Here is a 21,216-nt window from a genome sequence, read left to right on the forward strand (position 1 = left end):
TAATTTCTACCATCAATCAATGAAAATAATTTCGATCAATCAACCAGTAAAAATCCACACAAGTTGTTCTTCATAATCTCTTAATGATCTTTCCAACACCTCGTCAGTGCCAGAAGCTGGACTTCGATAAACTCAACAACTCCGCCATTCTGCTTCGTTCGTTTCCGTCTATCTCGTCGGTATGGATGCATTCTAGAGGATTTCAGAATCATTGCAACCCCCAATTCACTATATTTTTCACGTATGTCTTTTTTTTCTACAAAAATTACTAAAAAATCGCTTTTTTATCTAATTTTTAAGCGTTTTTATGCAATAAACCCACTAAACACTTCATTTTATTTTTATAACCGAAAATTCATTTAGACCTAAAAACTATCACAATAATCTTTAAAACAGTATTTTTAGCCTTTTGATATTAAAATCTTGTCTTTTATTTAAATTAGCTCGTCAAAAGAAAACCAAAATTCCCCTACCTTGCCCAACAAACCGATCTAAATCCTAGACTCCTCAATTGATGAGTTATTTTTGACGTAAAAAGCTTTTATAAAAGCCTATTCTTAGGCTGCTATATAGAAGAGGTATTCATTTTTAGTTTTCGAATCCCAAAACCATGCTTAGATCACTTATATATAGAAGATAAAGCCTGTTATTTTGCATTAAGCGACTTTTTCCTGTTTTTACTGCCCAAGCCAATGTTGCATAACTTCTACAATCATGTCTTTCTTACCCTGATAATCCTCGGCAACAAAGAATAATTTCGCGCGTCGCGGTAACTGCTCTTCAATCAGGGAAAATAAAAAGTAATGCGCGGCCAGATCAAGCTGCATAAATAAAGTATAGACAGATCTATAGATTTGCTGTTTTTGTTCGACCGGCTGGTATTCAAATAAGAACCGTAATATGCAATCGATTTGTTCATTAAAAATATCTTCTGTTGGAAAGCGATACATTCAATCACCTCTGCTTTAATTTTTATGTTTTGCACTTTTCTTTTGGAGTCATTTTGGAGTCAATTGAAATGAACTCACCCTTAGAGGTCATTCACCTAAGTTCGATTTGCTGATTAATTTTAAGTTTAGTTGTTCAACAAGAAGAGTAGGCATGCAGATTTATATTTTGATTACGCAATCAGAATAAATAAAAAAGGAAGAGATCTCTCCCAAAATCTCCTCCTTAGAATTGAATCTTTACCTGATCCATTATGTCATTATTATAGTTATTCGCTTTAAAGCTTTTAAAAAGAGCCTCTTGGAAAAGAGACTTCTCAGTTGTGGAGTACTATTATTTTTACTACCCTCTAGATGCTCTAAACGAATTCTCTAGATGAATAAATCCTATACATAATAAAGATGAAAAGCAAGCAATTTGGAAAAAATTACCTATTGTTTTCATAGGGTTTTTTTTGAAGTTACTTATTCGATTTATGAATATAGGACATCAATAAAAAAGCAGGCCGAAGCCTGCTTTTATTTCAATAACTTAGCTCTAAATTTAGTCAACAAAAGTCACTTTAGCGATGGATTTTTTACTCGCTTGAATAATCAAAGTCACGTTCTCTTTCACAGAAAAAGAGGCATCAACTGGCTTCCAGTCCACTTTTACCGCACCACGACCAAGTGCATCTTTGGCTTGTGCTGCATTTTTAGTTAAGCCTGCTTCACGTAAAATTGAAGTAATAAAGATTTCGCCACCGAATTCAGCACGTGAAATGGTCACTTCAGGCGTACCTTCAGGCAATTCACCTTCAGTAATGATATTACCTGCACCTTTATGTGCATTGGCAGCTGCTTCAGCACCATGGAAACGCTCGACCAGCTCTAACGCGAGAATCTTTTTGACTTCTTGCGGATTACGGCCTTCTGCCACTTCTTTTAATAGTTGCTGAATTTCTTCAATTGACTTGAAACTTAACAGGTCAAAATAACGCTCGATCAGAGAATCCGGCATTGAAAGCACTTTTTGGTACATCGCACCTGGTGCATCAAATACACCAATATAGTTACCTAAAGACTTGGACATCTTGTTGACGCCATCCAGACCTTCAAGAATTGGTACAGTAATACAGACTTGTGGTTCCTGATCATAACGACCTTGAAGCGTACGACCCATCAACAGGTTAAAGGTCTGGTCTGTACCACCCAGCTCTACATCTGCTTCCAGTGCGATCGAGTCATAACCCTGAACCAATGGATACAAGAATTCATGAATCGCGATTGGCTGATGATTGTTATAGCGCTTGGTAAAGTCATCACGCTCAAGCATACGTGCAACCGTTTGCTGAGATGCCAGTTGAATCAGATCAGCTGCAGTTTTTTGAGCAAACCATTCCGAGTTGAACACCACTTTGGTTTTGTTTGGATCAAGAATCTTAAATACTTGTTCTTGATAAGTTTTAGCATTTTCTAAAACTTGTTCACGTGACAACGGTGGACGTGTAGCACTTTTTCCGGTTGGATCACCGATCATCGCAGTATAGTCACCAATCAGGAACAATACTTCATGACCCAAATCTTGAAATACTTTTAACTTATTAATGAGAACTGTGTGGCCCAAGTGCAAATCAGGCGCAGTCGGGTCAAAACCCGCTTTAATTTTTAATGGACGATTCAATTTTAATTTCTTGAGAAGATCTTCTTCAGAAATAATTTCGTGGGTGCCTCGTTGAATGAGGGCAAGTTGTTCTTCAGCCGGCAGGAAATTTGACATCACAAAATCCAATACATCAGTTACTCAATTTGTGCGATATACTAACACTTTTTCAGCATATTGCAGGCTTAAGAATAACCATGACAGCGATCTATATTGGGGTAATGACCGGCACAAGCATGGATGGTGTCGATATTGTTGCTGCTTCTTTTGATCCACTCCAGCTTCATGCCACACTCACTTTGGCATTTGATCCTAACCTTCGGGATGAGCTGATGGCACTGACTTTGCCGGATGACAATGAAATTGACCGTATGGGTAAGGCCGATGTTGCACTGGCACAAATGATTGGTCATGGCATTAATGCGCTGATTGAAAAAAATAACCTGGATAAATCCAGAATCAAGGCGATTGGCTCGCATGGCCAGACCATCCGGCATCGTCCTGAACATGGCTTCACGCTGCAAATTGGTGACCCGAATATCATTACTGAAATTACCCAGATTCCGGTGATTTCAGATTTCCGTCGTCGTGATCTGGCGGCAGGTGGTCAGGGAGCACCTTTAGTTCCAGCATTTCATCAGGATATTTTCCAGCATGACAGCATTCACCGGGTAATTTTAAATCTGGGTGGCATTGCCAATGTCAGCCTGCTGCCTGCCGGGAAGCCTGAAGAGGTTTATGGTTTTGATACCGGACCGGCCAATATCTTGATGGATGCTTGGTGTTCCCGTTATACCGGTCAGCCTTTTGATGAAAATGGCAACTGGGCAGCCTATGGCACCCCGATTCGCAGTTTGCTTGATCGCTTGCAGTCACACGAATTCTTCTCCAAAGAACCTCCGAAAAGTACCGGTCGTGAAGATTTCAACCTGGAATGGCTGGATGAACAGATTGCTGACTGGCGCAATGACCTGCAATACGATGAACTGGAAGATACTCCAGAAAATGTACAGGCGACTTTATTAAAGCTCACTACCCGTGCCATTAAAAAAGCAATTTACCGCTCTGGCATGGATACCGGACAGGTTTTTGTTTGCGGTGGCGGTGCCTATAACTCACATTTACTGGAGCAGTTGCGCTGGCGCCTGCGCAAACATGAATGGAGCGTACAGACTACCGCCGATCTGGGCCTCAGTCCGACCTGGGTAGAAGCTACTGCCTTTGCCTGGCTGGCCATGCGTTTTATGAACCAGCTGAATGGTAACTTGCCTGCAGTCACTGGTGCCGCTGGCTATCGCGTCCTCGGCACCATTACTGCTGTTTAAATTCAGCGAATTACTATTATCTTGCATGACTATAATAGCTACTCAAAAACAGTCATCACAAAAGGTCTGCATGAATGCAGACCTTTTTTCGTTTTCAATATTTTTATTGCATCATGCGTTTGGCATTTTCATTTCTAAAAGCACGCAGAATCTGCTGACCGGCACGACCTGTAGGACTTAAGCCCAAACGCTGCTGTTCCTGACGAATCGCCTGACGGGTTTTATCTCCAATCAGACCATCCACTGCACCAATATCATAGCCACGGTTTAACAGAAATTGCTGGATCTCACGACGTTCTGCACGCGAAGTTCCCGGATCATCAGTAGGCCATGTGGCCATAAATGAGCCTTTACCTTGCAAACGATCGGATAAATGCGCAATCGCTAAGGCATAACTTTCTGCCGCGTTATAGCTATAAATGGCATCGAAGTTTTTAAAGACCAGGAACACCGGGCCACTCGGGCCTGCAGGTGCAAGCAATCCGGCCTGAGAGGATTGTGATAAATTTCCTTGAACCAATGCCGAACCATCGGCACGAACTACACCTTGATTGATCCAACTACTCAAGGATTTTTTATTTCTTCGGCCTTCACCGGAAACCGACATGCCTTGCGGAATCTTGACTTCAAATCCCCAAGGTTTTCCGCTCTGCCAGCCACGCTTGCTTAAAAAGTTGGCAGTTGATGCGAGTGCATCCGGAATGCTCGAAACTAGATCACGTCGGCCATCACCATCAAAATCAACTGCAAGCTCATCATAAGTCGATGGCATAAACTGGGTATGACCAAATGCGCCTGCCCAGGAACCCTTTAATTGTTCTTCACGCACATCGCCACGCTGTAACAGTTTCATAGTGGTAAAAAACTCACCACGGAAATAACTCTGGCGACGACCTTCACAGCTCAAAGTTCCTAAAGCCTGTAATAAAGGATATTTCCCCGAAATATCACCAAAATTACTTTCGACACCCCATACCGCAACTACCGTTTCTGCAGGTATACCATAGGTGGCAGCAACACGATTGAGCACCTCACGATGTTGCTGTAATTTTTGCCGGCCGAGCTGAACCCGTTCTTCATCCACCAAACCAGACAGATAATCCCAAATTGGGGTAGAAAATTCAGGCTGGTAATTCAGGCGTTCAATCACTGAATAATCAGGGCTTAAGTTTTGGGTATAACGATCATAGGTACTGCCGCTTACACCTCTAGCAACAGCTTGACTGCGCAAATTGGCGAGACAGTTTTGAAAATTATTTTGGGAGGCATAATTCGGGATATTTGAACTAGAGGTCAAATCAGTCGGCGTGACACGTTGACCATTAATAATAAGTTCAGCCTGTGCCTGTGAAGCAGCCAAGACCACAGAACCAATAAAAAGTGCAAGCCGTTGCATAAGACCCTTGAGTATTTAGATTTTGAATTATGTTTCTACCTTAGCAGCTCATGATGAAAATTAAAGCGCCAATGCGTAAATTTAAATTCATAATTCCTACACTTTTAAATTCATTTTGTAATCTTTAAATTTAAACATGAGTTATCCACAAGCCTGATTTAAATTCAAATCAGCGGGATTTTTAAATTCAAATTCAAAACACTTGCAATCAGTTTTGAATTTAAAAATTACTGGGGATAACTTGTTTCAGGAAAAGCGAGTCACGATCATCAACATGCTCTAATTACACTCGTTTTTGTTTTAAATTCATTTGAATAATGGGCTAATATTTTTAAATTCAAAAACTTTGAATTCATTTATCCAGTTTTAAATTTGAATTCATATTTTTTGAATTTAAAAGCGCAAGTTTAAATTCAAAGCCCGATTTAAATTTGAATTTGTTTTTATGAATTTAAATTCAAAACTACTTTCCAGTTTTAAATTCAAACTTTGATTTCAGGCTTATCTACAAGTGAATATGGCAAAATTCAGCTGTAAAAAAGGTTTTATTGAATTGTTATATTTATACTCAATTGATCAGTTTGTAAGCAATTTATTTAAAAACTGATCCGACCAATGGCAGGTATTTTTGAAGAGGCGCAATCATGCCTGAAAGCAGACAAATAAAAAAGCGATCACCGAAGTGATCGCTTTTTTTATCAGCAAGTTAAAGCCTAGATGGTCATATCTTCGCTCAATGCCAATGGATTCGGTAAAATTTTCGCCAGTTGGCGGCAAAGTACAGACAATTGCGCGCTATCATTTGGCATCAGGGTAATGTGACCAATCTTGCGACCTTCACGCTCTGACTTATTGTAAAGATGCAAATGTGCACCTTCCAGAGCAAGTACATCTGCAGATTTCGGATGCTGACCAATGATGTTCACCAAAACAGTTGGGCGGATCACTTCAGTTGAACCTAAAGGTAAACCTGCCACGGCACGCACATGGTTTTCAAACTGCGAACATACTGCACCTTCAATCGACCAGTGACCCGAGTTATGCACACGTGGTGCCATCTCGTTGGCATATAGGCCATTGTCTGTCACAAACAGCTCAAGGGTTAGGACACCGACATAGTTCAAGTGATTCAGCAGACGAGTGATGTAATCTTGCGCCACAGGTTGCAAATCTGCGCTGTTCGGTGCAGGCACAATCGAGTGCGACAGAATGCCGTTATGATGATGATTTTCAGCCAATGGCCAGGTTTTGACATCACCATCTTGGCCGCGTACGGCAATAATTGATACTTCACGTGAGAAGGTGACAAAGCTTTCTGCAATCAGCTCACCTGCAGGGCCCAATTCTGCCCAGGCCTGATCCATCTGATCGGTCGAACGTAAAACGAATTGGCCTTTACCATCATAACCGCCACGCGAGGTTTTCAGTACGATCGGCAAGCCCAGTTCAGCTACAGCAGCCTCTAAGCTTTCCAGTGAAGTGACCGCTTTGTACGGTGCAACCGGAATAGCCAGTTCATCAAACAAGGCTTTTTCAGACAGACGATGCTGGGCAATCGCCAAAGCCTGACGCGGCGGATGCAGTTGCTTGCTTTGCGTCAGTACATCAACATCTGTAAGTGGCGTATTTTCAAACTCAAGGCTAAATACATCTGCACTATTAATAAAGTCTTGCAGACCATTTTCAGCCTGGCTCGAAATCACCGGACCCAAAGCAGCAGAAGGACAGTCTGTGCTGGCTTCAAAAAATGTACATTGAATATTTAATGGAAGTGCCGCTTGCGCCATCATACGACCCAGCTGACCGCCACCAAAAATACCGATGGTTTTATCCATAATCTGTGTCTCGACTTAAGCTTGGCCTGGAATATTGTTACTTGCCACTTTATCTGTTTGCGCTGCACGGAAATCTGCAACATTTTTTGCGATTTCTGGACGGGTCAAACCCAGAATTTGCGCGGCCATAATGGCAGCATTGGTGGCACCGGCAGGACCGATGGCCAAGGTACCCACCGCAATACCGGCTGGCATTTGCACAATAGACAGCAATGAATCAACACCGTTTAAAATCGAAGATTTCACCGGTACACCCAAAACTGGAAGATCAGTTTTCGCCGCACACATACCCGGTAAATGCGCTGCACCACCTGCACCAGCAATAATCACCTGAATACCACGATCACGCGCTTGCTCAGCATATTCAAACAGGCGGTCTGGAGTACGATGTGCAGAAACGACTTCGGCTTCAAATGGGACACCAAGCTGCTTGAGCATATTGGCAGTGTGTTCGAGAGTTGCCCAATCTGATTGAGAACCCATGATAATACCTACGAGAGGAGTATCTTGTGCAGCAGCCGCATTCATTGCAAATTTTCCAGAGATTAAAGTGAGAAAAGATAAATCTCGACGAGAGAGCCAAGCTTGAATAGGAGTGCGTATTATAGACTGAAAATTCAGCTTCATAAAATTTAACGGTCAAAGCAAGGCTCGATTTTTCTTGTTTTTTTATTGCATTTTCAAAAACTGTAATAAAAATAGGGGAGTAGCCGCAGTTACAACTATTTAGGAACTGCGGAATACAAAATAGACACATCCACACAGACATAAAGCAGCCCAGAGATAATCCAGTTTAAAAGGCTGCTTAAACATGAAAATCATAAAAGGAACAAAGACCAGTAAGGTCACGACTTCTTGGGTAATTTTCATTTGACCGACTGCGAGTCCTTGCTGCGCCAGTAATTTGGTCGCCGGAATCATCAGGCTATATTCAAACAGAGCAATGGCCCAGCTGAACAAAATCGCTTGCCAGAGCGGTGCATCATGCGGCAAAAATTTTAAATGCCCATACCAGGCCAGGGTCATAAAACAGTTGGCAATTACCAGAAGAAATAAAGCCGGGAGCATCTGCATGCACTCTGCAAAAAGGTCGAACTTATTTTACGGTTTATTTGGCGAAAAGATATTGCATCGCTCTGAAATTTTCTTTGAATTTACCCGTGAAACAGGATTTAAAAAATCCCGCAACAAGGCCAGAATTTTCACTATCTTTTCAGCTAAAGCCTTGCTATCGTTGCTTGCAAATTGAATAAATCATGACAACAGCACCAATATAAAGTGATGGGTCAGACAGGAACGGAGTGAAGTAGATGCATCTGCATATTTTGGGTATTTGTGGCACCTTTATGGGCTCGTTAGCGCTACTTGCACGCGATCTGGGCCACCAGGTAACAGGTTCAGACCTGAATGTGTATCCACCCATGTCGACCCAACTTGAAAATGCGGGCATCACTTTAATGCAGGGTTATGACCGCAGCCATTTGCAGCCGCATCCGGATCTGGTCATTGTCGGTAATGCCATGAAGCGTGGTATTGATGCAGTCGAATATATGCTGAATGCAGGTCTGCCTTATATTTCAGGTCCGCAGTTTTTGGCTGACCATGTGTTACAAGGCAAGCATGTGCTGGGTGTCGCCGGAACTCATGGCAAGACCACAACAACAACCATGCTGGCTTGGGTACTGGATCAAGCCGGTCTGGAGCCGGGCTTCCTGATTGGTGGTGTGCCTTTAGGCTTTTCAGAAAGTGCGCGTCTCGGTGGCGGGAAATACTTCTGTGTCGAAGCCGATGAATACGATTCTGCTTTCTTCGACAAGCGGTCCAAGTTTGTACATTACCATCCAAAAACCGCAATTTTAAATAACCTAGAATTTGACCATGCCGATATCTTTGATGATCTGGCCGCAATTCAAAAACAGTTTCATCATTTAGTTCGTACTATTCCAAGTGAAGGCCGGATTATCGCGCCGATTACTGAAAGCAATATTGATGAAGTGCTGGAGCAGGGCTGCTGGACGCCTGTAGTGCGCACCAGTCTGGATGCCAACGAAAAATCTGAACTTTATGCAGAACAATTGTCAGCAGATGGTTCACATTTCAAAGTCCTGCAACAGGGCGTAGTCAAAGGCGAAGTACAGTGGAATATGACCGGGCAGCATTCGGTGGCGAATGCCTTGGCCACCATTGCCGCTGCCGAGCACGTTGGTGTATCGATTGAAACTGCCTGTGAAGCACTGTCCAATTTTGGCGGGGTGAAACGCCGTATGGAACTATTAAGCACAGTCCGTGGTATCGAGGTGTATGATGACTTCGCCCATCATCCGACGGCGATTGATACGACCTTAGAAGGCGCACGTAAACGTCTGGGTGAACGCAAACTCTGGGCGATTATTGAACCGCGCTCCAATACCATGCGCATGGGTAGTCATAAAGATGGCTTGGCTCATTCAGCACGTCTGGCCGATGAAGTGATCTGGTATCAACCGGAAGGCCTGGACTGGGATCTGCAACCGGTCATTGAGGCTGCGCCAAACAAAGCCAAAGTTGCACGCACACTGGATGACATCATTCAGACCGTGGTGGCAGAAGCAGGTGAGGGCGATGCCGTAGTAATTATGTCGAATGGCGGTTTTGGTGGTTTGCATCAGAAGCTGATTACTGTTTTACAAGCATAAAACAGATTTAAGTGAAGTGAAGAAGCCCGCCTAGCGGGCTTTTTTTTAGCATATTAAGACCTTGCTTCAGCAAAAGTGAACAGTTGTTTTGATCCTGCAATCCTATGATTTAAACATTGACCCAAAGAGCAGATTTATCTCTGAACTATCTCGGATGATCTTTTGTTGCAATCTGTACACAAGACTCATTGCAGCGCCATATCACTCAAGGCACAATCGAGAAGAACACAGGTATCTATAGGCCTGAAAGCCAGATCATGAATCAGCCCATCGCTGTCACTGTATAAAAGCAATCGAGGCGTTCATTATTCTCGCTGAGTCAGGTCATTCTCATTCCTCACTCCATTAGGAGATGTGTGATGACAACGATGAAAGCGATGGTCTATTACGGCGCAAATGATATCCGCTTTGAAGACCGCCCGGTTCCCACCATTTTGCATCCCGGCGATGCCATCATTAAGCTCGAAAAAGTCACCATCTGTGGTACCGACTTGGGTATCTGGAAAGGTAAAAATCCGGAAATTGAGCAGGAGGCTACGCGTAAAGAGGGCAGCTTTAAGGGACGTATTTTAGGTCACGAAGGTATTGGCATTGTGGAAGAAGTTGGTTCCGCCGTGCAGAACTTCAAAAAGGGCGACCGGGTGATTATTTCCTGTGTCAGCCGCTGCGGAACCTGTGAAAACTGCCAAAAACAGCTCTATGCCCATTGCCGCAATGAAGGCGGCTGGATCATGGGTTATATGATTGATGGCACCCATGCCGAATATGTACGCACGCCCTTTGCCGATACCTCACTCTATCATTTACCCGATGGCCTGAATCAAGATGTGGCCGTATTCCTCTCAGATATCCTGCCAACTTCACATGAAATTGGGGTGCAATATGGCGATGTCAAACCAGGCGACAATGTCGCGATTGTCGGAGCAGGGCCAATCGGCATGAGTTGTCTGCTCACTGCACAGTTTTATTCACCCGCCAATATTATTATGGTAGATATGGATGATAACCGACTGGAATTTGCCAAGACTGTCGGCGCGACGCATATCATCAACTCTGCCAAAGAAGATGCCATTCAAAAGATTCTAGAGATTACCGATGGACGCGGGGTCGACTGTGCCATTGAAGCAGTGGGGGTGGAGCCTACCTGGAATATTTGCCAGCATGTCGTGAAAGAGGGCGGGCATATTGCCAACGTCGGCGTACATGGTAAACCGGTAAGTTTTGAACTTAACAAACTCTGGATTAAAAACCTGACCATCACCACCGGTCTGGTGAATGCCAATACCACAGGTATGCTGCTGAAAACCTGCTGTTCCGGTAAATTGCCCCTAGAAAAACTGGCGACCCATCATTTTAAATTTGCCGATTTTGAAAAAGCCTATGATGTGTTTAAACATGCCTCCGATGAAAAGGCCTTAAAAGTCATGATTGACATGAGCTAATCCACATCAGACAAAAAAGTCCGCTATGCGGACTTTTTTATTTTCAGCATTTACCCCTCAGATCAGAAATAGGGGACATAACCACGCTGCTTATAGCCTTTTGGCGATGCCAAACTGGCCTGATTTTCTTCCAGGCGATACAGTACTTTGAGGAATTCGGCAATTCCTGACTGCTGTAAGGCATGCGGATCAAATTGCTTCAAACCTAAACGTGAAAATAAAGAAGAAATTTCACTGTGTTTATGCACATATTTCATTGACCATTCCGAGAAATGGGACTGCTCTACTATTGCATCTGCAAAACGTAGGACATTGTGATGGCGGGGATCCTGACAAATGCTCTGAAATAAACTTTCCACTACTTCAGCCTGACCTTCAAGGCACTGGAAAAACTTGCCATGGGAATAATACAACACCCCATGAATCTGCTGCTGAAGATTGAACTTCCGGGCAGTGGCCAAAATATCGCTCAAATCTTGTAACAACTCTTGTTCAGATTCTATGCGTTCACTGGCATAGCAAAGCTGTAGGATCATGCCATCTCACTAAAAGGAAGAATTAAAAACACAATTTAATCAATAATTTTAAATTAAGTCGACTATTTTTTAATCAAATATCCGTTTTTGCTTACATGGTTTTCAGTTTGCATTTCTGGATTAAACTTTTAACAATAGTGCCTAAATTATTAAACGAATATTTTCATACACCTACCATGAACATGAGGATCACTTGATGTTAAAAGATCTGATCTTAACCCTCGCCTTGTTATGTGTGTGCTTTATCCTGATGATCACTTTAAATAATTGGCAATTCAGCGCTCAAACCAATCTGCTGATCAGTTCAATTTTTATTAGCTGGACGATCTTGAAATTTGTTGGGCATCGTATTTATTTTCATGCCAGTTACCTGCTGATCATGGCAATTTTAGTGATGCTGCAACAGTTTGAAGAAATTTTCTGGGCGATGACCGGCGTGATGGCAGGTTTCGGTTTATATACCCTGTTACAGGTTATATTGATTCCTGCCTTGAAAGAAAAACTGCATTTATCTTTCGGGAAATCCCCTTGGGTAGTTAAATAGCCGTTGCTGCGACATCTGCCAGACTTCGGTCACGTTTAAACATGACATCCACATAGGAACATTGCGGGATGATGGTTAAACTTTTCTCACGGGCAAAATCGACCAGTGCATCCAGCATTTTTCGGGCAATACCGTGGCCACGCAGGGAATCATCAACCCAGGTATGATCGGCAATTATAACGGCATCGCCCCGCCATTGATAAGTGATCTCCGCCAGGCGGCGTCCTTGATCTTCCATAAAAAATACACCACCACGTTTTGAATCTTGATATTTAATTTCCATACGAATCTAAACCTTTGTTGTCATTTTAAAATTATAAAACATCATTAAAGCGAGGCTCTCGCTCGAACACGGATTTGGCAAAAGAGCATTTTGGAATAATCCTGATGCCGTGTTCACGGGCAAAATTCACAGCGGCCTCGACCAGATAATACCCGACGTGCTGTCCGCGTAGGCTGTCATCGACCCAGGTGTGTTCAATCACTAATTGATCTTCATTTACTCTTGAATAACTCATTTCTGCCAGACGTTTTTCATTTGGCTCTACAAACCATAAACCTCCAGTGTCCTGTTGCTGATGCTCGATCAACATGCCGATCCTCTCCTTGTTTTTAAGCCAGACTGACATATTTTTCCCTGCTCTATTGTTAGATTTCTTTTAAAGGATTGTGAATCTGTCCTTCTGACCAATACCGCATTCTGCTCAACAGGTTTAAACTGCGAGCCGGTTCTTTTTATCAGATATGTATGTCCAGCTTTTCTTCCACCTCCTCGGTGACGCGTCAATGGGTCTGTGTGATTGCTTTAGCCTCTGCTGCCTTTATTTTCAATACCACCGAATTTATCCCGGTGGCGCTATTAAGTGATATTGGTACCAGTTTTGCCATGTCACCGACTCAGGTCGGGTGGATGCTGACAATTTATGCCTGGGTTGTGGCGCTATTGTCTTTGCCAATGATGTTACTGACCAAGAATATTGAACGGCGCTTTCTGCTGATGGTTTTATTTGCGGTGTTTATTTTCAGTCATGTGCTGTCCTATTTTGCCTGGAGCTTTAGCATTCTGGTGCTGAGCCGGATTGGTATTGCCGTGGCGCATGCGCTGTTCTGGTCAATTACGGCGTCGCTTGCTGTGCGGGTTGCGCCAAAGGGCAAAGAGTTTCAGGCACTGGGCTTATTGGCTACCGGTACCGCCATGGCGATGGTTCTGGGAATTCCCTTTGGCCGGATGGTCGGGGAGGCCTATGGCTGGCGCAATAGTTTTGCCTTGATTGGGATTGTGGCGAGCGTGGTGTGCGTATTGCTGGCCAAAACCTTGCCTTTATTGCCAAGTGTCAATTCAGGTTCACTCAGCAGTTTAAAAAACTTGCTAAAACGTCCCAGCCTGATGCTGGTCTTTGCGCTTACCGTGCTTGTGATTAGTGCGCAATTTACCGCCTATAGTTATATTGAACCCTTTGCGCTGAATATTGCGCAATTCAGCTCTGCGCAAACCACCAGCTTATTGCTAATTTATGGCGCTGCGGGTCTGATCGGCTCTTACGTATTTGGCCGCTTTGCACCGCATTTTCCCCGACTCACCATTCCGCTATTTACACTCGGGCTAGGGATCTCGCTACTGTTATTGCTGCCACTGTCTCAGGGTGTATTTCAGCTTAATAGCTTGGCGTTAATCTGGGGCATCAGCATTATTGGGTTTAGTCTGGCTCTACAAGCCAAGACCTTAAATCTGGCTTCTGATGCAACCGATGTCGCCATGGCAATTTTTTCAGGTCTGTACAATGTCGGGATTGGTGGCGGTGCCTTACTCGGCGGTCTGGTAACGGCACATATCGGATTACATAGTATTGGCTGGGTAGGAGCAATCTTGGCCAGCTTGGGTTTTCTGATCAGCTTATACCTGATTCAGCGTCCGGATTTCTTAGGTAAGAAAGCGCCTTGAAGCATGATTTTTGTAAATGAAATTGTAGTCTTAGCAAAAATCTGTCATGCTTGCTGCACATTGAGCTACCGCTCAAATAAAATTTAGTTTGAACAAGGGGAGTAGCCTCCTCCAAGCGTTTAAGAATGAAATTTCAATTTTTAAACGTGTCAGAATATCGTCATTACACTTTGCAAAAAGTCGGTATCTGAGCATCTTGAAGTCACACTTTATATAAAAAAGTGGAACAGTAAGATGTAGGCAAGACCTTGATCATGTTGTTATAGATGTTTTTCATCTGGCAACTGGTCAAGGTTTTTTTATGGCTAGTTGTCCGATGTGGAGAATTCACATGGAAACCATTGGTACACTCTGGCTGTATCTCGTCTTTTTCGCGATTGTCGCAGTCATGCTGATAATCGATTTTGTCGGCTTTAAGCATCAGCATGGTCAGGAAGTTAAAGTCCGTACTGCTGCCTACTGGAGTATTGCCTGGGTCAGTGTCGCGACTTTATTTGGTGGCGGCTTATGGCTGTATCTGGAGCAGACCGCAGGCACGGCAATTGCCAATGCTAAGGTCATGGAATACTTTGCCGGTTATCTGCTGGAAAAATCCCTGGCGATTGATAACGTCTTTGTCTGGCTGATGATCTTCGCGGCCTTCGCCATTCCACCCGCACTGCAACGCAAGCTGCTGTTATATGGCGTACTGGGTGCGATTGTGCTCAGAACTATCTTTATTTTTATTGGCGCGTGGTTCGTGCAGGAATTCTCCTGGATTCTATATATCTTCGGTGCGTTCCTGGTGTATACCGGCTTCAAATTCCTGCGTGGTCAGCATGAAGAAGACAGCAATATTGAAGATATGGCGATTCTGAAATGGCTACGTAAACATATGCGTATTACCCCGCAACTTCAGGGCGACAAATTCTTTGTCCGTCAGAATGGTTTGCTCTGGGCAACGCCGTTGTTCTTGGTCCTGATCCTGGTTGAAGCCTCTGATGTGATCTTTGCCGTCGATTCTATTCCAGCTATTTTTGCCGTCACCACCGATCCCTTTATTGTCCTTACCGCAAACCTGATGGCGATTTTAGGCCTACGCGCGATGTTCTTCCTGCTCTCGGGCGCAGCCTCAAAAATGCATTATCTGCCTTATGGTCTCGGGATCATTCTGGTCTTTATCGGCTTTAAAATGCTGATGCTGGATGTGTTCCATATGCCGATCTGGATTTCTTTGAGCTTTATTGTGATTGTCCTGACTGTGACCGCGATCTTGTCGATTCGTCATAGCAAGAAATATAACGAAACCACCCTGTAAAAAGTAATCATCAAAAAAGCCTGCATCAGCAGGCTTTTTTTATTGTTCTATCAGGGATAATTTGGACCATTTTTGCAAAAACTGTTTGCTCAGCATGCGTTGTTCAAACACGGCATAACTGACTAAATTCGGATTCCAACGCAGCTTTAACTCAAATAAATCTGCTAAACCGAAAGGAGCAATCAACTCCAATTCATCATCTTTCAGGCGCAGTGCCAAGGCCGTGACAGTTTCTGGCCATAATGACAGCGCATGACTAATTGAAGTTAAAGGCTCAATATTTTCATTTTGATCGGTACGATACCACTCATGTACAAAGGCTTGATTAGTCACATCCCAACGGATATCTGGAAAATACTCTTTTAACCGATCTGCAAGTTGCTGTTCTATAACGCGAGCCTGCTCATTTTCATCATAGAAAATCACATCGACCTCAGTATGATTTATTTCATATTCCCATCCATGTAAATGCGCCCAGATCACATGACGTAACACACCCGCTGCGACATAAGCGTCAGAGTGTAATTGTGCTAACTGATGCAAGATGCGCATTAAGGTCGGCTGCGCACGCACGATCTGTTGAAATTGATCATGATAATTGGATGGGGTCATAAAAGAATCGGGATCACTATTTAAATATGAATGTTCATACAAACATGGCAATTTTTTCAGCTACAATCAATCGAAAAAATCAAAAAGCGTAGGTTTAAAATGTCTTCTGTAATTGCAACGATAGCGATCCGTGGTCGCTTCCTCGATATTCAGAATACAGTTGCCCAAGCACGTGATATACACGACCAAGTGCGATATGTAGAAGATGGTTTAGTCATCATTCAAGAGGGTAAAATCCAGTGGTTTGGTCCTTGGCAAGAAGGGCAGTCACGACTTCCTACCAACGCTGAATTACAGCACTATCCAGATCAACTGATTGTTCCCGGTTTTATCGACACCCATATTCATTTCCCGCAAACAGAAATGATCGGGGCGTATGGTGAACAACTGCTGGAATGGTTAAATACCTATACATTCCCCACTGAAATCCAGTTTAAAGATGCATCCTATAGCGAAAAAATTGCCGAATTTTTCGTGCAGGAATTGCTTAAAAACGGCACCACCACTGCACTGGTCTTTTGTACCGTTCATCCTGAATCCGTAGATGCTTTATTTAATGCCGCAACCACACGCAATATGCGTCTGATTGCGGGTAAAGTCCTGATGGATCGTCATGCTCCGGAAGCACTAACAGATACAGCAGAAACAGCTTATACCGATTCTAAAGCGCTGATTGAAAAGTGGCATGGACAGGGGCGGAACCTGTATGCGATTACCCCACGCTTTGCACCGACCTCAACACCTGAACAATTACAAAAAGCCGGCCAGCTCAAAAGTGAATATCCGGACGTGTATGTACATACCCATTTGAGTGAAAATAAAAATGAAATTGCCTGGGTAAAAGAACTCTTTCCTGAACGTGAAGGTTATCTGGATGTGTATCATCATTATGGTTTAACCGGGAGCAAGTCCGTCTTCGCACATTGTGTGCATCTGGAAGATAAGGAATGGGATTGTATGCATCAGACCGACTCCGCCATTGCCTTCTGTCCGACCTCAAACCTGTTCCTGGGCAGTGGCCTATTTCCCCTGAAAAAGACCTGGGACAAAGGGGTCAAAGTCGGCTTAGGTACAGACATTGGGGCAGGGACATCATTTAATCAGCTGCAAACCCTGAATGAAGCCTATAAGGTGCAGCAGTTGCAGGGCGAAAAACTCTCTGCCTTTGAGGCCTTGTATCATGCCACTTTAGGCGGTGCCAAAGCTCTAAGCCTGGATGATCGCCTGGGGAATTTTAATATTGGCAAAGAAGCCGACTTTGTGGTGCTGGATCTTAAGGCCACTGCCTTACAGCAGTTACGCCAGAGCAGAGCTAAAAATATTGAAGATGCATTTTTTGCACTGACCATGCTTGGCGATGACCGTAATATTGCAGCCACCTATGTCTATGGAGCAGCCGTCTATGTCAAAGCAGCAGCCAGTGAATAAACCGAAAAAATCCCGCCATCGCCAATACTTACTCCTGTCTGCAATTGCACTGGGCTGTGTTTTTTTATTGAAACGCGATTCAACAGCGGCTAAAAAATGATTACATTTACAGCCAGCAAAACAGGTGCATCTCTGCTAGGGATGTATTAAAATTGCGACGTATTCAGGTGTTGCAGGTCAACACCTTTTTTATTTTGCTATTTTTACTTTTTAGGTATCTACCCATGACCGTTCAAATGAGCGTAATGATTTCCGCTGAAGAAATTCAAGCTAAAGTCAAAGAGCTTGGTGCTCAAATCAATGCACACTATGCCAATAGTGACAAAGAACTTGTGCTCATCGGTTTATTACGTGGTTCAGTGATTTTTATGGCTGATTTATGTCGTGTGATTTCAAAACCGCATGAACTGGATTTCATGACTGTGTCCAGTTATGGCGGTGGCACGGTATCGTCACGTGATGTAAAAATCCTGAAAGATTTAGACGGTGAAATCCGTGGTAAAGATGTGTTAGTCGTTGAAGATATTATTGATTCAGGCAACACTTTAAGCAAGGTACTCGAAATCCTGCAAACCCGTGAACCCAATTCGATTCAACTGTGTACTTTGGTAAGTAAACCATCGCGTCGTGAAATCGATCTGAAAGTCGAATTTATGGGCTTTGAAGTTGAAGATAAATTTATTGTGGGTTATGGCCTAGACTATGACCAGAAGTACCGTCACCTGCCATTTATTGGTGAAATCGGTCTTTAAAATCAGGTTGAAAAAAGTGGCATAAGCCACTTTTTTTATGCCTAAAATGGACAGGAAGCCGGGAACAAAAAATAACATCTCGTTTCAGGATTCAACTTTTTATAATCCTGACTTTATTTCAAGATGATTAAACAGATGTGAAAACAAAGACATGACAAGAAGGAGTATGCATATGTGGACAATTATTGTGGCGATCGTCATTGGTTTTGTAGCAGGTCTGATTGCACGTGCCATTCACCCGGGTAATGACAAGGCAGGCTTTATCATGACCACCTTGCTGGGTATTGCCGGCTCCTTATTGGCGACTTTTGGTGGCCGTATGCTCGGTCTGTATTCGGCAGATTCCGCAGCAGGGCTGATTGCTTCCGTGATTGGTGCTGTGATTATTCTGTTTATTTATAATATGGTCACCAAACGCCGTACAGTCTAAACCATTCAGATGTTTCTGAGGTTGATTTGACGACCTGAATAAAAAAGCACCGGAAAGGTGCTTTTTTATATTGAGCGACTGATAGCTTTATTTAATTTTTATAAATTGAATTCTTTAAAGATCTGCTCAATCTGCTCTGCCGGATAGGCACCCATCACTTTAAAACCATTGGAAAAAATAATCGCAGGTGTACCATTCACGCCCATAGACTGAGCCAGTTTTTTATTCCGTTCAATCGGATTGGCACAAGTTTTTTTCGATTTAGGTTGAATTCCTTGAGCAATCAGATCTTCCCATGCCTGAGCTGGATTAGACTCGCAATACACCTGTTTTGAAGGAGCCACCGACTGGGGTTTTAAAGGAAGAATAAAGGTATAAATGGTCAAGTCATTCAGTTTTTTCAGCTCTAGCTCAAGCTTTTTACAATACGGGCAATTTGGGTCAGAAAAGATCGCAATCTGACGTTTACCCGTACCTCTTACACTTTTCACAGCATCCTGAAGCGGTAATTTTTTCCAGTCGATACTATTTTGTTTCAGCATTAAATCACGGGTCAGATTATGCTGATCCTGAATCCGCAGCATCGGGCCAGCAATCAGATGTTTAGCATCTTCATTCAAATAAACCACTTGGCCCTGCATGGAACCGCTATAGATACCTTTCATCTCGGTGGTCTGAATATTTTCAATTTTTAAATTGGGACTGTTTTTTGCCAAGTTAGCTTGTACCGTATCAATATTGGCAAATGCGAAGCTTGAAACCAATGTACTTAAACTAATGATCAGTATTTTTTTTAACATGAATGTTCTACATGAATTGGATAAGAATATGCTTCGATTCTAATCGCTCTGCTTTTAAATTTCTCAAACATTTATGTTACTGTTTACACTCAGTTAAATAAGCTCATAATGTTTCACGTGGAACACCATGTATAGCGTTAGCTTGAACTCCAATCTATCTAGAAAACACATCAATATTCATAATAAATAATTGTTTTATATAGTTAAAATATTTTAAATGATAAATATCTTACTCATTCAACCTTGACCGATTTTCTGTATCCATTCTAAACTGCAGACACTTTCTATATTCCTCGCTACGCCCTGACATGGATTGGCCAAGGATCAACACTATAACGGCATTTTCATGACAATAACGACCAGCTGGCGACCGTTCTTGATGGTCAGCCTGGCTTTAATGATGGGAACGATTGGTACTGCTTTGGCCAGTCCGCTTTATCCGATTTATCAACAGCTCTGGCATTTGCTTCCCAGCCAGATCACCTACATTTTTGTCGCCTATATGTTTGGCTGCCTCTCGACCTTGTTGTTTTTGGGCAGAACCAGTAACAGCATCGGATTTTTACGGACCCTGCAAATTGGTCTGGCCCTGATCACGCTGGGTCTGATCATTTCCGTTTTTGCCCAGAATGCACTGATCCTCTCGATTGGCCGTTTTATTATTGGGATTGCCTCGGGCTTGATGACCACTTCTGCCATGATGGGTTTAATGCATACCATCCCGGAAAGCCATAAGCACACTGCACCGCAACTGATTTCAATCATTACTGCAATGGGTTTTGGTTTGGGACCTTTGGTCGGTGGCGTGATTGCGCAGTTTTCCGCTGCGCCTTTGGTGATGCCATATTTGCCGATTATTCTGGGTGCCGTATTGTGTCTGATTGGCCTGTTCTGGATTAAAGCACCCAAGTTTGAGGTGCAGCCCTTTAGCATGGCGCCTAAACTGCAACGACCTGAAGCCCAGTTTCATCGTGTGTTTATGATTATTGCAGTGACAGCTTTTAGTGCCTTTGCCGCCTTTAGCCTGTTTGCTTCCCTCTCGCCATCCTTTGTCCGAAATATTTTACCTTGGCATGGCCCTCTGGTCAGCGGACTGGCCATTACCAGTATCTTAGTGGTTTCAGTGATCGTGCAGTTTATAACCAAAGCGGTCGCAGCGTCTAAATGTCTGAATATCGGCCTAATGATGATGTGTTTGAGCCTGATGGTTTTGGCTCTATGTATGTATTCAAAAATCAGCCTGCTATTTTTTATCAGTGATATTTGCTTTGGGATCGGCCATGGTTTTGCCCTGATGGGTGCTTTTGCCCTGATTCATCAAATGACCAGCTTAGACAACCGTGCAGCAGTGATGTCGACCTATCTATTTATTGCCTATCTGGGCACTATTGTCCCTATCATTGCCGTGGGTTATCTGGCCGATCACTGGGGGCTGGATTTCGCCGTAATCAGCTTTTGTATCGCGATCAGTCTATTGTGTTTTGCGCTGTGGTGGGCTTATCAAAAATCCCGCCTACCAGTCTAAAAAAAGCCCTCAGTTGAGTAATGCCAGTCAGTTAAGCAAAAAAAGTTAAAATGCTGTAAAAAGAGCGTATGTAAATACGCTCTTTTTT

The 21,216-nt window shown here is 43.3% G+C and carries 22 protein-coding genes; 11 read left to right on the forward strand and 11 right to left on the reverse strand.

Features of this window, described 5'->3' with window-relative positions; genetic code table 11:
* Positions 1 to 677 precede the first annotated feature (677 nt).
* Together NI465_RS14960 and tyrS are read right to left on the reverse strand one after the other, a co-directional pair.
* Complete coding sequence (locus NI465_RS14960) at positions 678 to 950, reverse strand: hypothetical protein (protein WP_253145844.1); 273 nt, start codon at positions 948 to 950, stop codon at positions 678 to 680.
* 541 nt (positions 951 to 1,491) lie between these two features.
* On the reverse strand, positions 1,492 to 2,706 hold the full coding sequence (tyrS, locus tag NI465_RS14965) for a tyrosine--tRNA ligase (RefSeq protein WP_253145846.1): 1,215 nt from the start codon (positions 2,704 to 2,706) through the stop codon (positions 1,492 to 1,494).
* Between the two features lie 80 nt (positions 2,707 to 2,786).
* Here tyrS and NI465_RS14970 point away from each other — a divergent pair, with 80 nt between their 5' ends.
* Complete coding sequence (locus tag NI465_RS14970; RefSeq protein ID WP_253145847.1) at positions 2,787 to 3,914, forward strand: anhydro-N-acetylmuramic acid kinase; 1,128 nt, start codon at positions 2,787 to 2,789, stop codon at positions 3,912 to 3,914.
* 103 nt (positions 3,915 to 4,017) lie between these two features.
* On the opposite strand, the gene NI465_RS14975 is transcribed toward NI465_RS14970, so the two are convergent.
* The 4 genes from NI465_RS14975 to NI465_RS14990 all read right to left on the reverse strand — a co-directional run bounded on the left by NI465_RS14975 (position 4,018) and on the right by NI465_RS14990 (position 8,213).
* Positions 4,018 to 5,310 carry a lytic murein transglycosylase gene (locus NI465_RS14975; RefSeq protein ID WP_253145848.1) on the reverse strand — a complete coding sequence of 431 codons (1,293 nt, stop codon included), beginning with the start codon at positions 5,308 to 5,310 and terminating at the stop codon, positions 4,018 to 4,020.
* 713 nt (positions 5,311 to 6,023) lie between these two features.
* Positions 6,024 to 7,145 (reverse strand): 5-(carboxyamino)imidazole ribonucleotide synthase, encoded by a 1,122-nt coding sequence (locus NI465_RS14980; protein WP_253145849.1) that lies wholly within the window; start codon positions 7,143 to 7,145, stop codon positions 6,024 to 6,026.
* 15 nt (positions 7,146 to 7,160) lie between these two features.
* Positions 7,161 to 7,673 carry a 5-(carboxyamino)imidazole ribonucleotide mutase gene (gene purE, locus NI465_RS14985; RefSeq protein WP_004647147.1) on the reverse strand — a complete coding sequence of 171 codons (513 nt, stop codon included), beginning with the start codon at positions 7,671 to 7,673 and terminating at the stop codon, positions 7,161 to 7,163.
* Between the two features lie 198 nt (positions 7,674 to 7,871).
* Positions 7,872 to 8,213 (reverse strand): DMT family protein, encoded by a 342-nt coding sequence (locus NI465_RS14990; protein ID WP_004647146.1) that lies wholly within the window; start codon positions 8,211 to 8,213, stop codon positions 7,872 to 7,874.
* 4 nt (positions 8,214 to 8,217) lie between these two features.
* Between NI465_RS14990 and NI465_RS14995 the strand changes: the two genes are divergently transcribed.
* The 3 genes from NI465_RS14995 (at position 8,218) to NI465_RS15005 (ending at position 11,262) form a co-directional block, all read left to right on the forward strand.
* A complete protein-coding gene (locus NI465_RS14995) occupies positions 8,218 to 8,394 on the forward strand; it encodes a hypothetical protein (RefSeq protein WP_253145850.1) in 177 nt (58 codons plus the stop codon).
* Positions 8,395 to 8,455: 61 nt separating this feature from the next.
* Positions 8,456 to 9,820 carry a UDP-N-acetylmuramate:L-alanyl-gamma-D-glutamyl-meso-diaminopimelate ligase gene (mpl, locus tag NI465_RS15000; RefSeq protein WP_253145851.1) on the forward strand — a complete coding sequence of 455 codons (1,365 nt, stop codon included), beginning with the start codon at positions 8,456 to 8,458 and terminating at the stop codon, positions 9,818 to 9,820.
* Between the two features lie 359 nt (positions 9,821 to 10,179).
* On the forward strand, positions 10,180 to 11,262 hold the full coding sequence (locus NI465_RS15005; protein WP_253145852.1) for a zinc-dependent alcohol dehydrogenase family protein: 1,083 nt from the start codon (positions 10,180 to 10,182) through the stop codon (positions 11,260 to 11,262).
* A gap of 62 nt (positions 11,263 to 11,324) precedes the next feature.
* Here NI465_RS15005 and NI465_RS15010 read toward each other — a convergent pair whose 3' ends face one another.
* Complete coding sequence (locus NI465_RS15010) at positions 11,325 to 11,798, reverse strand: BLUF domain-containing protein (RefSeq protein ID WP_253145853.1); 474 nt, start codon at positions 11,796 to 11,798, stop codon at positions 11,325 to 11,327.
* Between the two features lie 196 nt (positions 11,799 to 11,994).
* Here NI465_RS15010 and NI465_RS15015 point away from each other — a divergent pair, with 196 nt between their 5' ends.
* Complete coding sequence (locus tag NI465_RS15015) at positions 11,995 to 12,342, forward strand: hypothetical protein (RefSeq protein WP_005245563.1); 348 nt, start codon at positions 11,995 to 11,997, stop codon at positions 12,340 to 12,342.
* On the opposite strand, the gene NI465_RS15020 is transcribed toward NI465_RS15015, so the two are convergent.
* Positions 12,335 to 12,625 (reverse strand): GNAT family N-acetyltransferase, encoded by a 291-nt coding sequence (locus NI465_RS15020; RefSeq protein WP_026056558.1) that lies wholly within the window; start codon positions 12,623 to 12,625, stop codon positions 12,335 to 12,337. The two genes, NI465_RS15015 and NI465_RS15020, sit on opposite strands and share 8 nt — an antisense overlap.
* A gap of 31 nt (positions 12,626 to 12,656) precedes the next feature.
* Positions 12,657 to 12,935 (reverse strand): GNAT family N-acetyltransferase, encoded by a 279-nt coding sequence (locus tag NI465_RS15025; RefSeq protein ID WP_005108226.1) that lies wholly within the window; start codon positions 12,933 to 12,935, stop codon positions 12,657 to 12,659.
* A gap of 155 nt (positions 12,936 to 13,090) precedes the next feature.
* On the opposite strand from NI465_RS15025, the gene NI465_RS15030 reads away from it, so the two are divergent.
* Together NI465_RS15030 and NI465_RS15035 are read left to right on the forward strand one after the other, a co-directional pair.
* Positions 13,091 to 14,284 (forward strand): sugar transporter, encoded by a 1,194-nt coding sequence (locus NI465_RS15030; protein ID WP_253145854.1) that lies wholly within the window; start codon positions 13,091 to 13,093, stop codon positions 14,282 to 14,284.
* Between the two features lie 331 nt (positions 14,285 to 14,615).
* On the forward strand, positions 14,616 to 15,581 hold the full coding sequence (locus NI465_RS15035; protein ID WP_004728997.1) for a TerC family protein: 966 nt from the start codon (positions 14,616 to 14,618) through the stop codon (positions 15,579 to 15,581).
* A 39-nt stretch (positions 15,582 to 15,620) separates the two neighbouring features.
* Here NI465_RS15035 and NI465_RS15040 read toward each other — a convergent pair whose 3' ends face one another.
* On the reverse strand, positions 15,621 to 16,193 hold the full coding sequence (locus NI465_RS15040; protein ID WP_253145856.1) for a nucleotidyltransferase family protein: 573 nt from the start codon (positions 16,191 to 16,193) through the stop codon (positions 15,621 to 15,623).
* 99 nt (positions 16,194 to 16,292) lie between these two features.
* Here NI465_RS15040 and guaD point away from each other — a divergent pair, with 99 nt between their 5' ends.
* The 3 genes from guaD to NI465_RS15055 all read left to right on the forward strand — a co-directional run bounded on the left by guaD (position 16,293) and on the right by NI465_RS15055 (position 18,803).
* On the forward strand, positions 16,293 to 17,621 hold the full coding sequence (gene guaD / locus NI465_RS15045; protein ID WP_253145857.1) for a guanine deaminase: 1,329 nt from the start codon (positions 16,293 to 16,295) through the stop codon (positions 17,619 to 17,621).
* A 224-nt stretch (positions 17,622 to 17,845) separates the two neighbouring features.
* Complete coding sequence (hpt, locus tag NI465_RS15050; RefSeq protein ID WP_004647133.1) at positions 17,846 to 18,373, forward strand: hypoxanthine phosphoribosyltransferase; 528 nt, start codon at positions 17,846 to 17,848, stop codon at positions 18,371 to 18,373.
* A 172-nt stretch (positions 18,374 to 18,545) separates the two neighbouring features.
* A complete protein-coding gene (locus NI465_RS15055; protein ID WP_004281926.1) occupies positions 18,546 to 18,803 on the forward strand; it encodes a GlsB/YeaQ/YmgE family stress response membrane protein in 258 nt (85 codons plus the stop codon).
* 98 nt (positions 18,804 to 18,901) lie between these two features.
* Here NI465_RS15055 and NI465_RS15060 read toward each other — a convergent pair whose 3' ends face one another.
* Entirely contained in the window at positions 18,902 to 19,603 is a 702-nt protein-coding gene (locus tag NI465_RS15060; protein ID WP_253145859.1) for a DsbC family protein, read from the reverse strand.
* A gap of 346 nt (positions 19,604 to 19,949) precedes the next feature.
* On the opposite strand from NI465_RS15060, the gene NI465_RS15065 reads away from it, so the two are divergent.
* On the forward strand, positions 19,950 to 21,128 hold the full coding sequence (locus NI465_RS15065; RefSeq protein WP_435575063.1) for an MFS transporter: 1,179 nt from the start codon (positions 19,950 to 19,952) through the stop codon (positions 21,126 to 21,128).
* Positions 21,129 to 21,216 lie beyond the last annotated feature (88 nt).

The sequence above is a fragment of the Acinetobacter lwoffii genome (genome assembly GCF_024129855.1).
Taxonomy (GTDB): domain Bacteria; phylum Pseudomonadota; class Gammaproteobacteria; order Pseudomonadales; family Moraxellaceae; genus Acinetobacter; species Acinetobacter lwoffii_L.

Coding starts and splice junctions, on each gene's coding strand:
- NI465_RS14960 (WP_253145844.1), bottom strand. CDS start 950: ATGTATCGCTTTCCAACAGAAGATATTTTTAATGAACAAATCGATTGC.
- tyrS (WP_253145846.1), bottom strand. CDS start 2,706: ATGTCAAATTTCCTGCCGGCTGAAGAACAACTTGCCCTCATTCAACGA.
- NI465_RS14970 (WP_253145847.1), top strand. CDS start 2,787: ATGACAGCGATCTATATTGGGGTAATGACCGGCACAAGCATGGATGGT.
- NI465_RS14975 (WP_253145848.1), bottom strand. CDS start 5,310: ATGCAACGGCTTGCACTTTTTATTGGTTCTGTGGTCTTGGCTGCTTCA.
- NI465_RS14980 (WP_253145849.1), bottom strand. CDS start 7,145: ATGGATAAAACCATCGGTATTTTTGGTGGCGGTCAGCTGGGTCGTATG.
- purE (WP_004647147.1), bottom strand. CDS start 7,673: ATGAATGCGGCTGCTGCACAAGATACTCCTCTCGTAGGTATTATCATG.
- NI465_RS14990 (WP_004647146.1), bottom strand. CDS start 8,213: ATGCTCCCGGCTTTATTTCTTCTGGTAATTGCCAACTGTTTTATGACC.
- NI465_RS14995 (WP_253145850.1), top strand. CDS start 8,218: ATGCACTCTGCAAAAAGGTCGAACTTATTTTACGGTTTATTTGGCGAA.
- mpl (WP_253145851.1), top strand. CDS start 8,456: ATGCATCTGCATATTTTGGGTATTTGTGGCACCTTTATGGGCTCGTTA.
- NI465_RS15005 (WP_253145852.1), top strand. CDS start 10,180: ATGACAACGATGAAAGCGATGGTCTATTACGGCGCAAATGATATCCGC.
- NI465_RS15010 (WP_253145853.1), bottom strand. CDS start 11,798: ATGATCCTACAGCTTTGCTATGCCAGTGAACGCATAGAATCTGAACAA.
- NI465_RS15015 (WP_005245563.1), top strand. CDS start 11,995: ATGTTAAAAGATCTGATCTTAACCCTCGCCTTGTTATGTGTGTGCTTT.
- NI465_RS15020 (WP_026056558.1), bottom strand. CDS start 12,625: ATGGAAATTAAATATCAAGATTCAAAACGTGGTGGTGTATTTTTTATG.
- NI465_RS15025 (WP_005108226.1), bottom strand. CDS start 12,935: ATGTTGATCGAGCATCAGCAACAGGACACTGGAGGTTTATGGTTTGTA.
- NI465_RS15030 (WP_253145854.1), top strand. CDS start 13,091: ATGTCCAGCTTTTCTTCCACCTCCTCGGTGACGCGTCAATGGGTCTGT.
- NI465_RS15035 (WP_004728997.1), top strand. CDS start 14,616: ATGGAAACCATTGGTACACTCTGGCTGTATCTCGTCTTTTTCGCGATT.
- NI465_RS15040 (WP_253145856.1), bottom strand. CDS start 16,193: ATGACCCCATCCAATTATCATGATCAATTTCAACAGATCGTGCGTGCG.
- guaD (WP_253145857.1), top strand. CDS start 16,293: ATGTCTTCTGTAATTGCAACGATAGCGATCCGTGGTCGCTTCCTCGAT.
- hpt (WP_004647133.1), top strand. CDS start 17,846: ATGACCGTTCAAATGAGCGTAATGATTTCCGCTGAAGAAATTCAAGCT.
- NI465_RS15055 (WP_004281926.1), top strand. CDS start 18,546: ATGTGGACAATTATTGTGGCGATCGTCATTGGTTTTGTAGCAGGTCTG.
- NI465_RS15060 (WP_253145859.1), bottom strand. CDS start 19,603: ATGTTAAAAAAAATACTGATCATTAGTTTAAGTACATTGGTTTCAAGC.
- NI465_RS15065 (WP_435575063.1), top strand. CDS start 19,950: ATGACAATAACGACCAGCTGGCGACCGTTCTTGATGGTCAGCCTGGCT.